Raw genomic sequence first — 18690 nt, 5'->3', positions numbered from 1 at the left:
CATAATTAATTTCCTATGTTTTAATGGCTTCAATCTTTAAAGTCCAGGCTTCCTTACATGGCAAATTATTTCTTAAGCTTTCCGGAATTGTCACTTTAAATCCTTGTGCAAATTTAGTCCATTTCAATTGTGTTTTGGAACCTAATATCGTAATTTTTGTTCCTTTTTTAGGAGTAATAGATTTTACAATAATCTCTGATGCTATTTTATCTTCTCCTTGTTTTGCTAAATAAAACAAAAATACGTTTCCTGCTTTATTTTGAGTCATACAAATATTATTTTCTTTGTAAGGAGCAATTGGTTTTGTATTATAAATCGCTGTACTATTTACTTTCATCCAATCGCCATAAGCTGCCAATAAATCATAAGCTCCTTGTTGCCAATCTCCTTCAGGACTTGGAGCAACATTCAATAATAGATTTCCGCCTTTGGCTACAACATCAATAAGCATGTGAATACCTTCTCTGCCTGTCAAATATTTAGCATCAGGAGTATAAGACCATCCACCGCCTGAAGTAATACAAGACTCCCAAGGATAAGGCAATGTTTTCTCAGGAACACGGTTTTCAGGAGTTAAATAATTTTGGTTTTTCCCGTGAACTGCTCTGTCGACAACTATTAATCCAGGTTGTTTTTGACGTGCTTTTACAACCAATTCATCCATTTTAATATCCTGGTCAACAACTCTATGTTTTATAAACCCGTTTTTAGATACGTTCTCGGCAAACTTCTCTTTATAATTCTCATTAATATTTTGTTGATCTCTTTTCTTTACCCATCCACCATCTAACCATAGAATATCAACTTTACCATAATCTGTCAATAATTCTAAAATTTGGTTCTGTGTAAAATCAACATACTTCTGCCATTTTTCAGGATATAATGACGGATCATAATTTACATTTCTGTCAAAAGGAGGAAAATAAGGATCCCAATAGTTTTCGTTATGCCAGTCTGGTTTAGAAAAATAAGCACCTACTGATAAATTTTCTTTTCTAAAAGCATTAAAAACTTCTTTTGCAATATTGGCTTTCGGATTAGTACTAAAAGCACATTCCTTATCTGTTACCTTATAATCTGTGTATTTTGAATCGAACATAGAAAATCCGTCATGATGTTTTGTGGTAAAAACCATGTATTTCATTCCGGCTGCTTTTGCCGCTTTTGCCCATTTTTCAGGATCAAAATTTACTGGATTGAACGTTTTTTTCAAGCCTTCGTATTCTTTTACATATTGATTGTAATTACCCGGATTGCTTCCTTTTTTGCGTTCGCACCATCCATAATCTTCCGGACAAATTGACCAGGATTCTACAATTCCCCATTGACTATAAGTTCCCCAATGCATTAATAAACCAAACTTTTTACCTTGCCATTCTTCCAAATTTTTCAGCACTAATGGATCTGTTTCCGGTACATAGCGCTCATCTTCATAAATGGCTTGAGAAAACATTTGAACTGAAAATAAAATTGCGATTATAAATATTCCTCTTTTCATATTTACTCTTTTTTTGGTTTTTGGTTATAATATACATGCGCCAAACTTTGTCAAAATTTAGAACTTTGACAAAGTTCACTCAATTGGTTTAATTCACTAAAATCTCGTCTACAAACAACCACGAACTGTCACCTCTTGGGCTCTTTCTTAAATTAGTTGCGATTACTTTTATAAATCTTGCATCTCGTTTTTCGAAATTGATTTTAAATTCTTTCAACTCAGAATTTACATTACCAGCAAATGGACGCATAATTTTTCCAACTTCTTTATAATTAATACTATCCTTAGATACTAAAACTTTTAGTTGTGTTGGAAAATAAATCCCTGCCCCCTGACTTTCTAAAGTTCCAATGGTTATTTTTTCTATACTTTGTTCTTTTTCAAGATCGATAACAATTTCCATATCATTGACCAGCCATGCCTGCCATTGACCATCATGAAAATTTTTAGAACCTCTAATTGTATTTACCATTCCAAAAGGACCATCCCCTTTATAACTCTCGCTATATGGCGTTAAATAACTCACCTTATGTCCAACTGCTTTATGAAATACAATTGTATCTGTAAATGTTTTTCCAACAGGTTTATCATTTTGAAACAAAGAAGCTTTTAGAATTGTTGTCTCCTTAAACGGAATAGGATTTACATATTTTATTGCTTGATGATCTATGTTTTTATCTCCTAAAACATAACGAATATCAGGATTTTGAAATTCATTTTTAAGAGTCACATTAATCACTTTTTTGTCTAAATCGGCCACAGCAGAAGCCATAACCAAATAAGCGCTTTTGGCATAATTGATGCCTAAATAATCGTAACGTTTCAATAAAGAAGGTAATCTGGTGGTAAAATTATTCCAATTGCGATTTTCTTTTGAACTCCATAAAACTTCAGATAAAGCCGCTAATCTTGGAAAAATCATATACTCTGATGCTTTTGGATTTGCAATATGTTCTGCCCATAAATTTGCTTGTCCGCCTAAAACATGCTTGGCTTCCTCTGGCGTCATTGTATCTACAACAGGATCAAATTCGTAAACTTTATTTAATGGATTATAAGCATCAAAAGCCAATGGTTCTTCGTTTTGCGGCCCTTGATAAAAATTAAAATAACAAGGAGATTCCGGCGACATGATTACGTCATGACCTTGCTTTGCTGCCTCAGTTCCGCCTTTTGTTCCTCTCCAGCTCATGACAGTGGCATCGGGAGCTAAACCGCCTTCGAGTATTTCGTCCCAGCCAATTATTTTCTTGCCTTTGGAGTTGATGTATTTCTCCATTCTTTTCACAAAATAACTCTGTAATTCATGTGCATCTTTCAGTCCTTCATCTTTCATTCTTTTTTGGCAATTAGGGCATTTTTCCCAATTGGTTTTGGTTGCTTCATCGCCACCAATATGAATGTATTTTGAAGGAAAAATAGTGATGACTTCATCTATTACATTCTGCAAAAACTCAAAAGTAGTTTCTTTTCCGGCACAATAAATATCTGTAATTGGCCATAATCCGCCTGACGGAACTCCAATTCTCTGATTAAAACAAGCCAGTTCAGGATAAGCTGCAATGGCAGAACTTACGTGCGCCGGCATTTCGATTTCGGGAATAATTTCTATGTTTTTTGCTGCTGCATATTTTACTATTTCTTTTAATTCTTCCTGAGTTAAAAAACCTCCGTAAGTTCCTTTTTCATCTGGATTTGTAACAAGTCTTGCATTCCAGGCCGCATTTTCCTGATCTACTCTCCAGGCTCCAACTTCGGTAAGTTTTGGGTGTTTTTTTATCACTATCCTCCAACCCTGATCATCAACCAAATGCAAATGCAAAACATTCATTTTAAGCATTGCCAAACGATCGATGGTTTCGATTACGTAGTTTTTATCAAAAAAATGACGCGATAAATCCAACATTAATCCTCTCCATTGAAAACGAGGTTCATCAGTAATGGTAACATTGGGAATCTCCCATTTTGCAGATGTTATCATACTTTTACTTTCAATAGCTTCAGGAAGTAATTGTCGGATGCTTTCTAAGGCGTAAATAAAACCTGCATTTCCTTTTGCCATAATTGTGATGTTTTTTTCATTTACATCTACTATATAAGCTTCTTTATTTAAAGTTGGATCGGCTTTAAATTGGATATAATTCTTTTTCGGAATCTTACTTGAAATTTCAGGGCGAAATCCAGCTGCGGTTTCAAATTTGTGTATTAAAACTGTAGCAATTTCTTTTTGGGAATCACCATTTACAACAAATACGGTCGCTGCAGAAAACTGAAATTTTCCTGGTTTAATAACTAATTGCTTTGGTTTGGGAATTATTTGAATATCCTTTTCTGTATATCCTTTTTGGCTGTAAACATTACTTAAAACAGTCAAAAAAAGTACGATAACAATTGGTTTTAGTATTCTCATGCTTTATTATTTTAAAAATGATAAAATTTTAAATTGCTAATGATCGCTTTGGTTTTCTACCAATATTTAGTGTCTAACGGCACGTTTCAACTATTGATTGGTATAACTTACCAAAAACAAACAAAACCATAATAGTATTATGGTTTATATTCGAAGTATTTAAAGTTACTTTTCTTTCTCAATCCAGATTAATATTTGTAATAACCACTCCTGGATAGTTGAATCTTATAAGAGATATTTGCTCTACTTTAAACTGGCTTTTGTTTCTCTAATTGTTTTTAAATTACTTTCAGACAACGCATTTCCATCAAAAAAAGAAACTCCAACAGCTCCATTTTCTTTTGCCAATAAAATAGCTTCTTTTAATTCTTTATCTGATTTTAATCCCGGAACATAAATACCGGTATTTATTTTAGTTTGTTTTCCTTCTAAATCAGCAACACCTTGTTTTGTAGCGTAACCAACCCAGTCAATTTCTTCATCATAAAAACTGTGATAAATCATTGGATATACCTCATCAATATTCCATTTATCCCAACGCTGGCGCACCATGTGATCTGCCATTTCAGGATAAGGAAATACTGCTGCTGTAAGTTGTTTATTGTGTTTGTGCGCAATTTTATAAGCATCATTAACTACGGCTTGTATCGCATTTAGTCTGAAGTTTTTCCACTCCATATCGATAGAAGTATTGTGGCTTGTTTTTGGATTTTTATGATGGATTTTCTCGAACGCTTTAACACATTCGTCACAATAACAAAAGTCGAATTGAGGCAATTCTACGTCCTGAACTAAATTGTATTTTGGCAATAAACTTATTGGTAAAAAAATGTCCGGGAAACGAATATAATCTAAATGAACACTTTCGATTCCCTCTACTTTTGCCAATTCTTCAACCAAACCTAAAACGTGATTTCTAGACTCTTTTCTTGTGGGACATAACCACTGATAATAATCTACATAAGGTCGATTATCAAAGCAAGATTTTCCCTCTTTACTCACCTGATACCAATCCGGATGCTGTAAAGCAATTGAATCTCCGGGTCTGTTCATGGCCATAATCCAGGCATGCACTTTTAAACCTTCTTTTGTGGCTAAAGGAACTAGTCTTTTTAAAAGTTTTGGATCTGTTCCCGTATTTATTAATACCTCATCGATTCCTCCGTCTTTATATTTTTTGAATTCTTTTGTATAATCTGCATCCGACTTTTTAGCATCGGCCGTTGTCCATACTCCAAATTTAAAAGTGGTTTGTCCTTCTTTTTTACTACATGAAAAAATACTAAATGCAAGTAAAAAAAGTAATAGTTTTGGTAGTTTCATAGTGGTTTATTTTGATATTATTTTACCGTCTTGCCTTATAATAAAGGTTTGATTAGAAAAAGGACTTTTTACTGAAATATTATATCCTGACGAGTGGTTTTCTACTATTGGATTTAAAATTTTACCCTCAACATTAATTGGTTTCTTGGTAAGATCTGTTATAGATTTTGCCCATTTTTTATTTTTCTGATAATATCCTTTTTGCGCTCTGTAAAGACTGTACAATTCCCATTTTACTTTTTCATCCTGTGGAATTGTAAAACTGTCTTTTCCTTCTTTAGAAGAAAAATAAACATACCCCCATTTTTCAGGCTCATGCATATCGATTACGCCCATTGGCGACCAAACCCAATTGTACTCCGGCAAAAACTTTCCTTGCGCATCTTTTTTACGTTCGTAACTGCCATTTTTAATATCGTGCTGCCAGTTTACTCTCGAAAAATTGACCCTCCAGAATTTATCTACGGGAACATTTTGGTCAAAATAAGATGTTTTATAAGATGCCCACGGAATCGCCATTTCTAATACCCAGCCTTCATCAGTATCATTAGGATTGTTTAGTGTTCCGTTGATTTTTACAGCCGATTTTAGACCCGGAATATTCCAGTCATTTAAAACAACTTTATCCTCTTCTCTATACGGTTTTGATAAGAATAGATCCCAAGCAGTGTTCAAGGCGTTTATTTCTAATTCGTAATAGTTAAAAGTATCGCTGTCGGGATCTATAAAAACTTCAAAGTCATTGTTATAAAAAATAATGGTATCGCGTTGTTTTAAATTTGCCCAAACATGCGGCTCTTCCATTTTTGCCAATATATAAAAATTGTTTTCATCCCAGAGCATTTTTACTTTGGTTGCATATTTGGGTTTTACATCATTTTCGATATCTTCAAAAAGATCAGTCCAATCTACTTTATTCCAGGAAACGTCAGATTGATCTCCATCAATTACAATTGGCGTTGTAGTTTTAGCGGCCACATAAGTTTTAGGCACAATCGTATTTTTTGATTGTGAATATCCTATTATTGACAGAAATCCTAAAGCGACTGTTAATCCTTTTAATTTTAAACTCATCTTTTCTATAAACTATTATCTTTTGTAAACTGAACTACTTCACTTAATTTCCCAAATGCTATAGCCACAACTGTATCGGCCGCGCCATAATAAACGGCTAATTTATCTTCTTCAATACTATGTAAAGCAGCACAAGGGAAAACCACATTTGGTACATCTCCTACTTGCTCGTAAAGTTCTGCCGGGCCTAATAAATAAGGCTGTGTTCTGTATTTTACCTGATCTGGCGCAGCTGTATCCAGAATAGCTGCTCCCATTGCATAACGGAAACCATTACAAGTATTAATTACACCGTGATATAACATTAACCAGCCTTCGTCTGTAAGAATCGGAATTGGTCCTGCTCCAATTTTGGTACATTGCCAGGCACTGTCTTCAAAAGGAGTTGGTTTCATTACTAAACGATGTTCTCCCCAATATTTCATATCCGGACTATAACTGATCCAAATATCTCCAAAAGGCGTATGACCATTATCACTTGGACGGCTTAACATCGCGTATTTTCCGTTTATTTTCTCTGGAAATAAAACTCCATTTCTATTGAAAGGTAAAAAGGCATTTTCGCATTGAAAAAATTCCTTAAAATCAAATGTGTAACCAATACCAATTGTTGGTCCATTATAACCATTACACCAAGTAATCCAATAACGATCTTCGATAAAAACAACGCGAGGATCATATTTGTATGCTGATTCGATCATTTCGGTATTGCCCGACTGCATTACAATTGGCTCATGATTAATGTCCCAATCGATTCCGTTTTTACTAAAACCGGCAAAAATATTCATTTGAACCGCTTTGTTATCACATCTGAAAACGCCCGCAAATCCATCGCCAAGTGGAACAACAGCACTGTTAAAAATACTGTTTGACGATGGTATAGCGTATCTTTCTATAATAGGATTTTCAGAATATCTCCACATTACATCATTACTATTTACGGGTCTGTCTTGCCAAGGAATTGTAGTCATGTTTTTTATTATTTTTTGTTTTTTTGTTTAAAAAAAAAAAAACACATAGAAACATAGTTGTTGAAAACCTAAAAAGGTGTTTAACTTGTTCAAAAAAACATAGCTATGTGTGGGAAACTAGTTTCTTTTAACAATTGAAATCTATGTCCTATGCGTTTAATATTTTTCTATTATCTAATTTTCTAATTGACAAATTATCTAATTAATCTTCTATTTTTCGAACTTTATCTAACCAGGTAAATTTCAATATTGTTGTTGTCACTAAAAAGACGATTAAAGCTATAATTGCCTTTGGATAATCTCTGATGACAAAAAATATCGGAAGCAAAATCATACTGGACTGCCATACAATTCCGATTGCACAATTTAACATATCTTTCCAGAAATCATTATTTTTTTCGAAAGTTTGATCTTCTGCTTTTAATAAATTGGCAACTGGTTTCCACCAACCCCAAGGTCTTACGTTTGCATAAAAGGATTTTAAAACTTCTATATCTGTTGGTTTACTTAAGAAAGTTCCCAAAAGACATCCCAAAATTGAAAAACCAAATATTACAGGAAACAGATAAATTGCCTGCACTTGTGATAACTCATATAAAAATGATCCTTCTGTTAAGTTTCCTTTATTTTGCCCTAAAATAAATTGTAATGAAGCCACAATTAATCCGGCAAACATTCCCCAAAAATAACCCCAACCGTTAAATCTCCACCAAATCCATTTTAAAAAATTGGCAGCGACATAACCGCCGTACAAGGCACTTGTAATCCATAAGGTTAAGGAATTAATGGAATCTGCAAAGAATCCCATAAAAACACCCAAACCAACAACCACAAAAGATGAAATCTGACTAACTTTTATATAATGTGCATTTGTTGCAACCGGTTTGAAGTATTTTTTATAAATATCATTTACAATATAGGCTGGTCCCGCGTTTACAAAAGCGGAGAATCCGGACATAAATGCCGCCAATAAACCTGCCAGTAAAAGCCCTTTTATCCCAACGGGAAGATATAAATTAACCACCTTGGGCATTAACAATTCTAAATCGGCTCCTGTTAAACCTGTATTGGCATTCAGTTCCGGTGCTATATTTACCAAAGCAATTACGACAATTCCTGTAATTAATAAATATCTTGGAATGAACAAAATCAGGTTGGTAAAACCACTCATGTATGCGGCTTCTTTTACTGATTTTGTAGAAAGAATTCTTTGCAAATCATAACTCGGCGTTGGGCCTGCAACACTGGCGAAGAAACCTTTGAATAATGTCATTCCTATAAAAGCGCCAAACATTTTGTAACCTTCAGAATCAATTAAATTATTGAAGGTCTGAAACTTTTCGCTCCATTGGGTTTCAAATTGCCATCCGAAGAAAACATTTTTCCATTCTTCGGTAATTACAGCATTAATCTGAATATCGGTATAATTTATAAACGCATAACCGGCAATTAGAACGCTGGCTACAATCATGATCAAATATTGTACAACCTCTGTCGCAACAACAGAAAACATACCTCCTTTGACTGTATAAATTGTAGTTAAAAATATGATTATTAAAGCATAAGATCGCTCAGAGGTCAGTAAAATTAAATCTCCGTAATGAAGCGTTAAATCCCAGGGAAGAATGATGGTTATAAATTTCCCAATTCCTTCAAAAAAATAGGCAATAAAACCAATTGTGGAAATAATAGCAAAAATTGCTACAATAATATGAGATGCTCTTCCGGCTTTGTCATTTCCAAAACGGGTTAAAATCCATTCAGAACCTGTCATTACTTTTGATCTTCTGATCCAGACGGCCAGGAACATCATCACAAAAATCTGATTCCAAATAGGCCAAAGCCACATAAACATGAAACTTTTTACTCCGTATAAAAACAGCACTCCAATCATCCAGGAAGTTCCCGAAACATCAAACATTCCTGATCCGTTGCTCAAACCTAAAAAATACCATTTGATTGTTTTTCCGCCAAGGAAATAATCATCTAATCCTTTTGATGCTTTTCTTGAAATCCAGATTCCAATACCTACTGATAGTAGAATATAAACTACGATGATTGATACGTCAATGATATTCATTAATTTTATTATTTATTTATTGGTTAGTTAAATTGTAATTTCTGTTTTCAGCGCTTTGTTTCGGTCAATAACAAAGTCAAAATCGATAAATACAGAATGCTATTCCTAATTTTTACCAGTGTATATTAAGGAAAAGCTGCTAGTTTATGATGACGTAAATCCTAAATTGATTTTAGAATTTTCAAGAAAAACTTATTTATAATCTGATATTGTTTTTTTGTTAACATAATTTATTTTGTTTGAAAATTAATTTCAAGAAGTTGTTTTTTGGTCTTAAAAAATCTTGCTGACTATTATTTTCATACCTTTTTATTTTACAACTTGCAATCAGAATTGCTAGTGAAATAAAAAAGCTAAAATTCTCCTCATTAAACAACCTTAATTTAGCTTTAAACTTAAACAAATTTGATTTTTATTAAAACTAATTTAGACAGACGACATATAAACTAAGATAAACATCAAAAAAAGTCACAAAAAACACTATTATTATGAATTTCAATTCTGGCAAACTTTATCGTGTACCATTACAGTATCATATCTTTTTTTGGCTTACTTACTTTTTATTTAACACATTTCGTTGGGGAATCTATTTTAATGATTATGGTTATTCACTCAAAACTAATCTATTAGGTTTTCCGATTCACATGACATTATGTTATTTAAATATTTTGGTGTTTATGCCCTATCTGGTTTATCGAAAAAAATATCTTCTATACATACTCGCTGTTTTATCGTCGATATTTATAATGGTTATCATTAAATTCAATCTTACTTACTTATTGATCAGTCATAAGGTTTGGCCTGAAGGACCTCAAACCATCGATAAACTAACACTAAACTATACCATCGATATGATGATCGGTGAGCTTTATGTGATCACTTTTGTTACCGCAATTAAGATAACTTTAGATTTCCTGAAAGAACAAAAAAGAGTAACTGATCTTGAAAAATCTCAATTAGAAACAGAATTGCTTTTCTTAAAATCTCAAATTTCTCCGCATTTTCTCTTTAATACACTCAATAATATTTATTCTTTATCTGTAGAGAAATCAAACAAAACACCAAAAGTTGTTCTAAAACTTTCTGAATTAATGCGTTACATGCTATATGAAACAAAAAATAAAAGACAAACTTTAGAAAACGAAATACTCTGCATTGAGAATTATCTTGATCTTGAGAGAATCAGAAATAATGATCGCTTAGAAATTAATATGTCTATTTCCGGAGATATTCATGATAAGGAAATATCTCCTATAATATTATTGACATTTATTGAAAATGCGTTTAAACATGGCGTAAACAAAAACACCGGAAAAGTTATCATCAATATTAGTTTTAAGGTAAAAGATGATTTTCTTCATTTTACGGTGTCAAACCCAACGCCAGAAATTACAGACCACAAAGACAATTTTAACAAGTCAAGTGGCATAGGTATAGAAAACGTTAAAAAAAGACTTGAGTTAGGTTACAATAAAAAGGACTACAATCTTTCTTTTAAAAATAAAAAGAATATTTTTGTGGCTAAGCTTGTGATTAAAGTTTCTTAATATAACTTATCTTTTTTTTGATTTGCCACTAAATTATTTCGCTCAAAAAATAATAATTACAAAATGAAAACAACTTGTTTGATTATAGATGATGAGCCATTGGCAATCAATGTTATTAAAAAATTTTTAGAGCCAATTGAAAATTTTGAGGTAATAAACACTTTTACGAATCCAATAGAAGGATTACTATTTTTAAAAAGCAACAATGTTGATGTAATTTTTCTTGACATTAACATGCCTGTTCTTGATGGAATCAATTTTATAAAAAGTCTCGAAAATCCACCTTTAGTTATTATTACCAGCGCATACAGCGAATTTGCAATACAGACTTACGAATTAGATGTTTTAGATTATCTGGTAAAACCTATCGAATTTCCGAGGCTGATGAAAACGCTAAATAAGGTAAGTAAAAGGCTTGAAAATAAAAACAATTCATCTCAGGAAAGCAGTACAGAAAATCCTTTTATTTTTATAAAAATTGACAAAAAAAGAATGAAGAAGGTTTTCTTAAATGAAATTCTTGTCATAGAAAGCCTAAAAGATTATTTAAAAATAAGCACCCTAACGGGCAAATACATTATACATAGCACATTATCAAGCTTTACAGATTTACTGCCTGAAAAAAACTTCCTAAGAATACATAGATCCTATACTATAGCCATTGATAAGATTGACGCTGTTGAAGGAAATAGTATAGAAATTGAAGGTCTTAGATACGCCATTGGCAGATCTTATATGGATCAGGTAAAACAACGAATTTTAAATTCTTCAAATTAAAAAAAATATCTTTAACTTTCATTATCGAGATCTTTCTCATGTGATAAGTTTTTTCTAATTTACCCTTTTTTCTGTGTTCATTAGTATTGAAAATTCCATATTCAATTACTAAACCTTAAAAATCTCTACAGAACTATAGGATTTAAAAAACTTATAAGCTCTTTTCTCTGCATAGGAATGCATTGAATTGCGCAACGGAAAAGCGCAGTGTCCACCATACATTGGAGTTTCCAGATAAACATACTCGCTGTCTTGCGCTATCGCTCTGGGATAACATCTTTCACTTAAAAAAGGATCATCAAGAGAATTAATAATTAAAACAGGAGTGGTAATATCTTTAAGAGAAAATTCCGGAGAGACGCGTTGATAATAGTCATCCCGGCTGGCAAAGCCATGCAATGGTGCTGTAAAATACTGATCAACTTCATCAAAAGATGTAATTTCATCAATCAGATCACGGTTTATAAAATCAGGAAACTGCGCCGCTTTGTATTTCAGCTTTTTTTTAATATCTATTGTAAAATTCTTTAAATAAACTCTGTTAAAGCCTTGTTTAAGTACCGCTGCACTTGTGGCGATATGGGTTGGTGTTGAAATCGAGACTGCTGCCTTTATGCGCTTATCGATTTTTGTCCAGCCTAAATAATTCAATAGCTGAACTCCTCCCATTGAATATCCAATCATATAAACATCTTTGAATCCTTTTTGCAAAACAAACTGCACTACTGCCTCCAGATCATCAACTGCACCGTGATGATAAAGCCTGGGAAGACGGTTCATTTCTCCTCCGCAAGTGCGATTATTCCAGGCAAAAACTGAAAAACCTTTCTGCTGAAAATAAGCCGCACAGCTATTATTGTAGGTTCTGCGGGAATCTCCTTCTAAACCATGACATAAAATAACTGCCTTTTTAGAATCATTTAGAATAAAATCGATATTGATAAAATCTCCGTCACTTAACTCGATTTTCTCTCTCGTGTATCCCGGAGCGTCAAACCTTTTAAACAAAGCAGCATAAATAGTAGAAATATGCCTGTTGCGATGAATAATAGAAGGCAAATCATATTCTGATTGTTCAATTATAGGCATGATAAAAAGGTTTTTGGTGCATATACAAATTTAAGAAATCAATCAATATGTAAAATTTAAAACTATCTTTTTTATTTCATTTTTACGAATCATTACCCAAACGAAGTTTACTACAAAACTTAAGTCATTATAATCAGCATTATTTCGCTTTTTACTAAAATAACAAAACAAAAAAATCCAAATCCCAATCGTGAAATTGGAATTTGGAATTTTTAATATTGAAATTTATCGGGTATTTAGTCTAAAATAAAACTAACACTTACGTTTGCTGTAACTTCGATCTCACCAATTGCTAAAGTTTCGTTTGAAGCTCCGGCTGAATCCATCGCCATAGATTTCATACCAGCATACATTGGTTGTGGGTGATAAACCTGAGTATTATCAGAAATTGTATAAGCTTTACCAACTTTTTGTCCCAAAACTGAAACGTAATCTTCTGCTTTTAATTTAGCATCTTTAATAGCCAATTTGCGAGCTTCTGTCTCAAGTTGAGCTAATTTAGAAGTTTCAAAAGAAACTCTATCGATACGATTGATTCCTTGTTGAACCAAACCTTCCATTAATTCATCGTATTTAGATAAATCTTTTAATACGATTTCAACAGTTTGAGTAGCGTTGTAACTGGTTTTCTTTTTTTCGTAATCGTATTGTGGATTAAGAGCAACTTGTTTCGTTTTAAAGTCTGCTGTAGGAACATTCATTTTTTTAATGAATTTTAAAACAGCATCCATTTTTTCGTCATTTTGCTTTTTTACATCTTTAGCATTATTCCCTTTTGTTTCAACAGTTGCCGAAATACAAACTTGATCAGGTGCTACTTTTACTTTTCCTTCACCATTTACATTGATTTGAGGAATTTGTTTGGTTTCTTGAGCGTAAGACATAGTCATAAACATGATTGTTAAAAATAATACTACTTTCTTCATTTTTGTTATATTTAAGTTATTTGATAATGACTTTTCAAAAGTTGTGCCAGTATTACAGCTTCCCCAATTTTGCCATTACAAAAAGTATAAAAATAGGAATTGCTAAAAGAATAACCATTAAAGTATGATCAACAAATAATGAAGGTTCTTTTAACAAAGTTATCAAATAACCACCCATAGCACCTCCAAAATGTGCCGTATGTCCAATATTATCGTTTTTGGCACGCATTCCATAAATTGAATACAATAAATATAAAATTCCGAATAAATAGGCCGGTATTGGAATCACAAAGAAAATTCCCAACATCATATCCGGTTGAAGCAATATTGCAGAGTATAAAACTCCTGTAACCGCTCCCGAAGCTCCAACTGCACGATAGCTATAATCATTTTTATGAAACAACATTGTTAGTAAACTCCCGAAGATTAAACTTCCAAAATAAACCAAAACGAAAGAAAAAACTCCCAACCATTGCATTACAACCGGCGCAAAAAACCACAGTGTCAGCATATTAAAGATCAAGTGCATCATATCTACATGCAAAAACCCTGACGAAAGCATTCTGATTTGCTCTCCTGAACGAATACTTCCTACATGAAATTCGTATTTTCTAAAAAAAGAAAGATCATTAAAACCTTTGTAACTAATCAAAACATTGGCAACTATAATTCCAATCAAAATGGTATTCATAAAAAACATTTATTGTGAATTGTAAATATAGTCATTCTTAAACATATGTTAGCGCCAATCCAAAATATCACTGGTTATCCATTTTTACTTTATATTTGCAAAAAAAAGTTACATGCAATTTCTCGCTTATATATTAGCCTACCCGTTTCTTTGGCTTATCTCTATACTTCCGTTTCGATTGTTTTATTGGTTTTCCGATTTCGTATATTTTCTAATTTATCGCGTTGTAGGTTACCGCAAAAAAGTGGTTCGCCAGAACTTAGCTCTTACTTTGCCACATTTAAGTGATGCTGAAAGAAAAGATATCGAAAAGAAATTCTATCAGCACATGTGTGATATGTTCCTGGAAATGATTAAAACCATGAGTATTTCGCCGGAAGAAATGGAAAGAAGATTTACCATTACTAATATGGATCTTTTTCATGAATATGAAAGAAAAGGCAAGAGTGTAATTTTGGTCGCTTCGCATTATGCAAGCTGGGAATGGCTTTTGACTCTTAACAAAAGAATGTTATTTAATGGTGTGGGGGTTTATAAAAAGATTGCAAATCCTTATTTTGATAAATTAGTTCGAAGAATTAGAGGTAAATACGACGCCGAATTGGTGGAGACCAGAAAAGCGATTCCGTTGATGGCGCAAAATCAGCGTAACGGAATTTTAAGCCTTTACGGGTTGGCCAGTGATCAGTCGCCTAAATTAGATCGAATTTTTCACTCAATGAAATTCATGGGAATTGAAGTTCCTGTACACACAGGAGCCGAAATGCTTGCTAAAAAATACGACCTAAGTGTTATTTTTATAAAAGTAAAAAAGGTTGGACGTGGTTACTATGAAGCTACAATTGTACCTATTGCAGACAATCCTAAAGAATACGAGAATTTTGAAATTACCGAAATATACTTAAGAGAAGTAGAAAAACAAATTCTTGAAGCTCCGGAGTATTATTTGTGGACGCATAAAAGATGGAAACATCGCGTTCAATAATAATTCTATAATAAAAGATTAAAGTCCAAAAAAGTAACATACTTCTTTGGACTTTTTATTTAGAAAAGCTTTCAAAACTATTAAACACGCTATTTTATCTCCTAAAAACTGATTTTGATGGGTTTTTGTAATATTTTTTTCTGATGCAATCAAAATGAAAAATTACACAAACAGTATAAATTTGGAGTTAACAAATTTATCTCCCAAAACCCCACACAAAATCATCTGTTATGATAAAAAACCTACTTTTTACTTTTTTAATATTACACCTCACAAATGTCTCCTTTGCCCAGAGTCCAAAACGTGGAATTGCTTACGGCAATAACTCAACGGCAGATTTATTAGCTTTAAAACCCGGAGTTTCATGGTGGTACAACTGGGGTTCTTTGCCCGAAAATGATACAAATACAAATTATGAATCTATTAGCGTAGAATATGTTCCGATGGCGTGGAATCAGGTAAACGATGCAGATGTACAAGCTTTTATAAACAGGATAAAACCCGGCGCTAAATATTTACTGGCTTTTAATGAACCTAACTTTAACGATGGTGCCAGATTAACACCTCAGGAAGTCGTAAACGCATGGAAAAATATTGAAAAAATAGCAGCAGCCAAAAATTTAGAAATAGTTAGTGCATCACCTGCTTTTAATGACCCGAACAATAATTATGGTGGTTATAGCAGCCCGACCGCGTGGCATGATCAGTTTTTTGCCTTATGCCCAAATTGCAAAGTCGACTATATTGCTTTTCATACTTATGATAGCTCTTCAGGTTCTGTTATTGGTGTAACAGGACTTTTAAAAAAATACAATCGCCCAATTTGGGTAACTGAATTTGCAAACAGAGTGATTCAGACTGCTGCCGAAAAAACAGCGTTTATGAAAGACATTGTAACTAGTTTTGAAAACGATCCGGACATTTATCGCTATTCATGGTTTACTGGAAGAGTCAATCCTACATGGACAGATATGCTTGAAGGACAATTATTAGATCCTAAAAGCGGTGTTTTAAAACCAATTGGTACTGAATATATAAATGTTTCTTATACTTCTAAAAAAATAAATGTACCTGGAAGAATTACTGCCAACAAACATTATCGCAGAAAAGGTACAGGTTTACAAAACACAACAGACTCTGGAACCGCTCAAAATGTATCTCTTATAGACAATGGAGATTGGAACGAGTTCCTGCTAAATGTTGCTAATGCCGGAACTTATAATCTGACTTTTAGAGTAGCGTCGCCTACAAATCCAGGGAAATTTGATATTCTTGTAAATGATGTAATTGTAAAAACTGACGAAACTTTTCCTGCAACTGGCGGATATCAAACCTTTGCTGATAAAACAGTAAACGGAGTCACATTGCCTCAGGGAGAAGTTTATTTGAAGATTAAATTCAAATCAAACGATATGAATTTTAATTATATTGATGTTACTGCAGCGAATTTGGGCGTAAACGATCCAAAGCTCGAAAAAGATTTCTTCACAGTTTATCCTAATCCTATTAAAAGCCAATCTGTACTTCATATAAAATCTGCAGATACAGAACCGTTGACATTAAAAATTGTCGACATGAAAGGAACAATTTGCTTTTCTTCAGATTCTTATTATACCAATGAAGATATTAAAATTGGAGACAAACTTTCGAGTGGAGTTTATATCGTAACTGCTACTTATGGTTCAATTAAAAAATCAATTAAGATTATTAAAAATTAAGATTTAAATTTTACCACAAAGTGCACAAAGCTTTGTGAACTTTGCGTTTACTATGCGCAATCCAAAATAATAAACCTTTGTGCACTTTGCGGTTAAATATTAAGACCGTTTTAAATAAAAAACACCTTTTTCAAATAAATGAAAAAGGTGTTTTTTTATGCTAAATTGCTAAAAGTTAAATTCCAGCAATTGCTTTTATTTCATCAATAATTCGAAGAGCCAAAACATCTGCTTTTTCCTGAGAAGGAGCTTCCGTATAGATTCGGATAATTGGTTCTGTGTTTGATTTTCTTAAATGAACCCATTCTGTAGCAAAATCAATTTTTACACCATCAATAGTTGTAATATCTTCGTTTTTATACTTTTCAGTCATTGCAACCAAAATCGCATCAACATCAATTTGAGGCGTTAATTCAATTTTGTTTTTGCTCATATAATATTCAGGATATGAAGCTCTCAATGCCGAAACTGACATTTTTTTATTTGCCAAATGCGTTAGAAATAAAGCAACTCCCACTAAACTATCACGTCCGTAATGAGATTCCGGATAAATAATTCCACCGTTTCCTTCACCACCAATAATAGCGTTATTTTTTTTCATTAACTCCACAACATTCACTTCTCCAACTGCGCTTGCTTCGTATTTCCCGCCGTGAGCAACAGTTACATCACGCAAAGCACGAGACGATGACATATTCGAAACTGTATTTCCTGGAGTTTTACTCAAAACATAATCGGCGCAAGCCACCAAAGTATACTCTTCGCCAAACATTTCTCCGTCTTCGCAAATAAAAGCCAAACGATCAACATCCGGATCAACAACAACTCCTAAGTGCGCTTTTTCTTTAACAACCAATTCTGAAATGTCCGTTAAATGTTCTTTTAAAGGTTCTGGATTGTGAGGAAAATGTCCGTTTGGTTCGCAATATAATTTTACTACTTCAACGCCCATTAATTCTAATAATTTTGGAATAATAATTCCTCCAGAAGAATTTACACCATCAACAACAACTTTAAATTTCGCCGCTTTTACAGCTTCAACATCTACTAAAGGTAAATTTAAAACCTCGTCGATATGAATATCCATATAAGCATCATTTATCGTGATTTCGCCTAAACTATCCACATCAGAGAAATCGAAAGCTTCAGCTTCTGCAATTTCAAGAATTTTTGCTCCTTCTGCACCGCTTAAAAACTCCCCTTTTTCATTTAGCAACTTCAAAGCATTCCATTGTTTTGGATTGTGAGAAGCAGTCAAGATAATTCCGCCATCTGCTTTTTCCAAAGGCACAGCAACTTCAACAGTTGGTGTTGTAGAAAGTCCAAGATCAATTACATTAATTCCTAAACCTACTAAAGTATTTACAACAAGATTGTGAATCATTGGTCCGGAGATTCTGGCATCGCGACCAATTACAACCGTTAATTTTTCTTTTGAAGTATTGTTTTTCAGAAAAGTACCATATGCCGATGCAAATTTTACAGCATCAACTGGAGTCAGGTTATCTCCTACTTTTCCACCGATTGTTCCTCGTATACCTGAAATTGATTTTATTAAAGTCATTTTTGTGAGTTATGGTTACCAGTTACAAATATAAAAA

14 protein-coding genes are annotated in these 18690 nt (G+C 33.1%); 4 read left to right on the top strand and 10 right to left on the bottom strand.

Features of this window, described 5'->3' with window-relative positions; all coding sequences use genetic code 11:
- Window positions 1–13: 13 nt before the first annotated feature.
- The 6 genes from LPB88_RS02900 to LPB88_RS02875 form a co-directional block, all read right to left on the bottom strand.
- The gene (locus LPB88_RS02900; RefSeq protein WP_230712291.1) at window positions 14–1498 is read right to left on the bottom strand and encodes an alpha-L-fucosidase; all 1485 of its coding nucleotides are present in this window, start codon (window positions 1496–1498) and stop codon (window positions 14–16) included.
- 88 nt (window positions 1499–1586) lie between these two features.
- Window positions 1587–3908: a beta-N-acetylhexosaminidase gene (locus tag LPB88_RS02895; RefSeq protein ID WP_230712290.1), complete on the bottom strand. Its 2322-nt coding sequence runs from the start codon at window positions 3906–3908 to the stop codon at window positions 1587–1589.
- Window positions 3909–4151: 243 nt separating this feature from the next.
- Complete coding sequence (locus LPB88_RS02890) at window positions 4152–5231, bottom strand: putative glycoside hydrolase (RefSeq protein WP_230712289.1); 1080 nt, start codon at window positions 5229–5231, stop codon at window positions 4152–4154.
- A gap of 6 nt (window positions 5232–5237) precedes the next feature.
- Window positions 5238–6305 (bottom strand): carbohydrate-binding family 9-like protein, encoded by a 1068-nt coding sequence (locus LPB88_RS02885; RefSeq protein WP_230712288.1) that lies wholly within the window; start codon window positions 6303–6305, stop codon window positions 5238–5240.
- A 5-nt stretch (window positions 6306–6310) separates the two neighbouring features.
- Complete coding sequence (locus LPB88_RS02880) at window positions 6311–7276, bottom strand: glycoside hydrolase family 130 protein (protein WP_230712287.1); 966 nt, start codon at window positions 7274–7276, stop codon at window positions 6311–6313.
- Window positions 7277–7478: 202 nt separating this feature from the next.
- Entirely contained in the window at window positions 7479–9356 is a 1878-nt protein-coding gene (locus LPB88_RS02875; RefSeq protein ID WP_230712286.1) for a sodium:solute symporter family protein, read from the bottom strand.
- Between the two features lie 488 nt (window positions 9357–9844).
- Here LPB88_RS02875 and LPB88_RS02870 point away from each other — a divergent pair, with 488 nt between their 5' ends.
- Together LPB88_RS02870 and LPB88_RS02865 are read left to right on the top strand one after the other, a co-directional pair.
- A complete protein-coding gene (locus LPB88_RS02870; protein ID WP_230712285.1) occupies window positions 9845–10903 on the top strand; it encodes a sensor histidine kinase in 1059 nt (352 codons plus the stop codon).
- 63 nt (window positions 10904–10966) lie between these two features.
- Window positions 10967–11680: a LytTR family DNA-binding domain-containing protein gene (locus tag LPB88_RS02865; RefSeq protein ID WP_230712284.1), complete on the top strand. Its 714-nt coding sequence runs from the start codon at window positions 10967–10969 to the stop codon at window positions 11678–11680.
- A gap of 108 nt (window positions 11681–11788) precedes the next feature.
- Here LPB88_RS02865 and LPB88_RS02860 read toward each other — a convergent pair whose 3' ends face one another.
- From LPB88_RS02860 to LPB88_RS02850, 3 genes are all read right to left on the bottom strand, one after another.
- Entirely contained in the window at window positions 11789–12769 is a 981-nt protein-coding gene (locus LPB88_RS02860) for a YheT family hydrolase (RefSeq protein ID WP_230712283.1), read from the bottom strand.
- A gap of 236 nt (window positions 12770–13005) precedes the next feature.
- Window positions 13006–13695: an SIMPL domain-containing protein gene (locus LPB88_RS02855; RefSeq protein ID WP_230712282.1), complete on the bottom strand. Its 690-nt coding sequence runs from the start codon at window positions 13693–13695 to the stop codon at window positions 13006–13008.
- Window positions 13696–13747: 52 nt separating this feature from the next.
- A complete protein-coding gene (locus LPB88_RS02850) occupies window positions 13748–14386 on the bottom strand; it encodes a rhomboid family intramembrane serine protease (protein WP_230712281.1) in 639 nt (212 codons plus the stop codon).
- Window positions 14387–14498: 112 nt separating this feature from the next.
- Between LPB88_RS02850 and LPB88_RS02845 the strand changes: the two genes are divergently transcribed.
- Both LPB88_RS02845 and LPB88_RS02840 read left to right on the top strand, forming a co-directional pair.
- Window positions 14499–15371 (top strand): lysophospholipid acyltransferase family protein, encoded by an 873-nt coding sequence (locus LPB88_RS02845; RefSeq protein ID WP_230712280.1) that lies wholly within the window; start codon window positions 14499–14501, stop codon window positions 15369–15371.
- A 230-nt stretch (window positions 15372–15601) separates the two neighbouring features.
- Window positions 15602–17089, top strand: coding sequence for a cellulase family glycosylhydrolase (locus LPB88_RS02840; protein WP_230712279.1), 1488 nt, complete (start codon window positions 15602–15604; stop codon window positions 17087–17089).
- A gap of 175 nt (window positions 17090–17264) precedes the next feature.
- Here the strand turns inward: LPB88_RS02840 and glmM are convergent, their stop codons facing one another.
- Complete coding sequence (gene glmM, locus LPB88_RS02835) at window positions 17265–18653, bottom strand: phosphoglucosamine mutase (protein WP_230712278.1); 1389 nt, start codon at window positions 18651–18653, stop codon at window positions 17265–17267.
- Between the last annotated feature and the right edge of the window lie 37 nt (window positions 18654–18690).

Source organism: Flavobacterium sp. JAS, assembly GCF_020991455.1.
Taxonomy (GTDB): domain Bacteria; phylum Bacteroidota; class Bacteroidia; order Flavobacteriales; family Flavobacteriaceae; genus Flavobacterium.
This window is presented reverse-complemented; position numbering and strand designations above follow the sequence as displayed.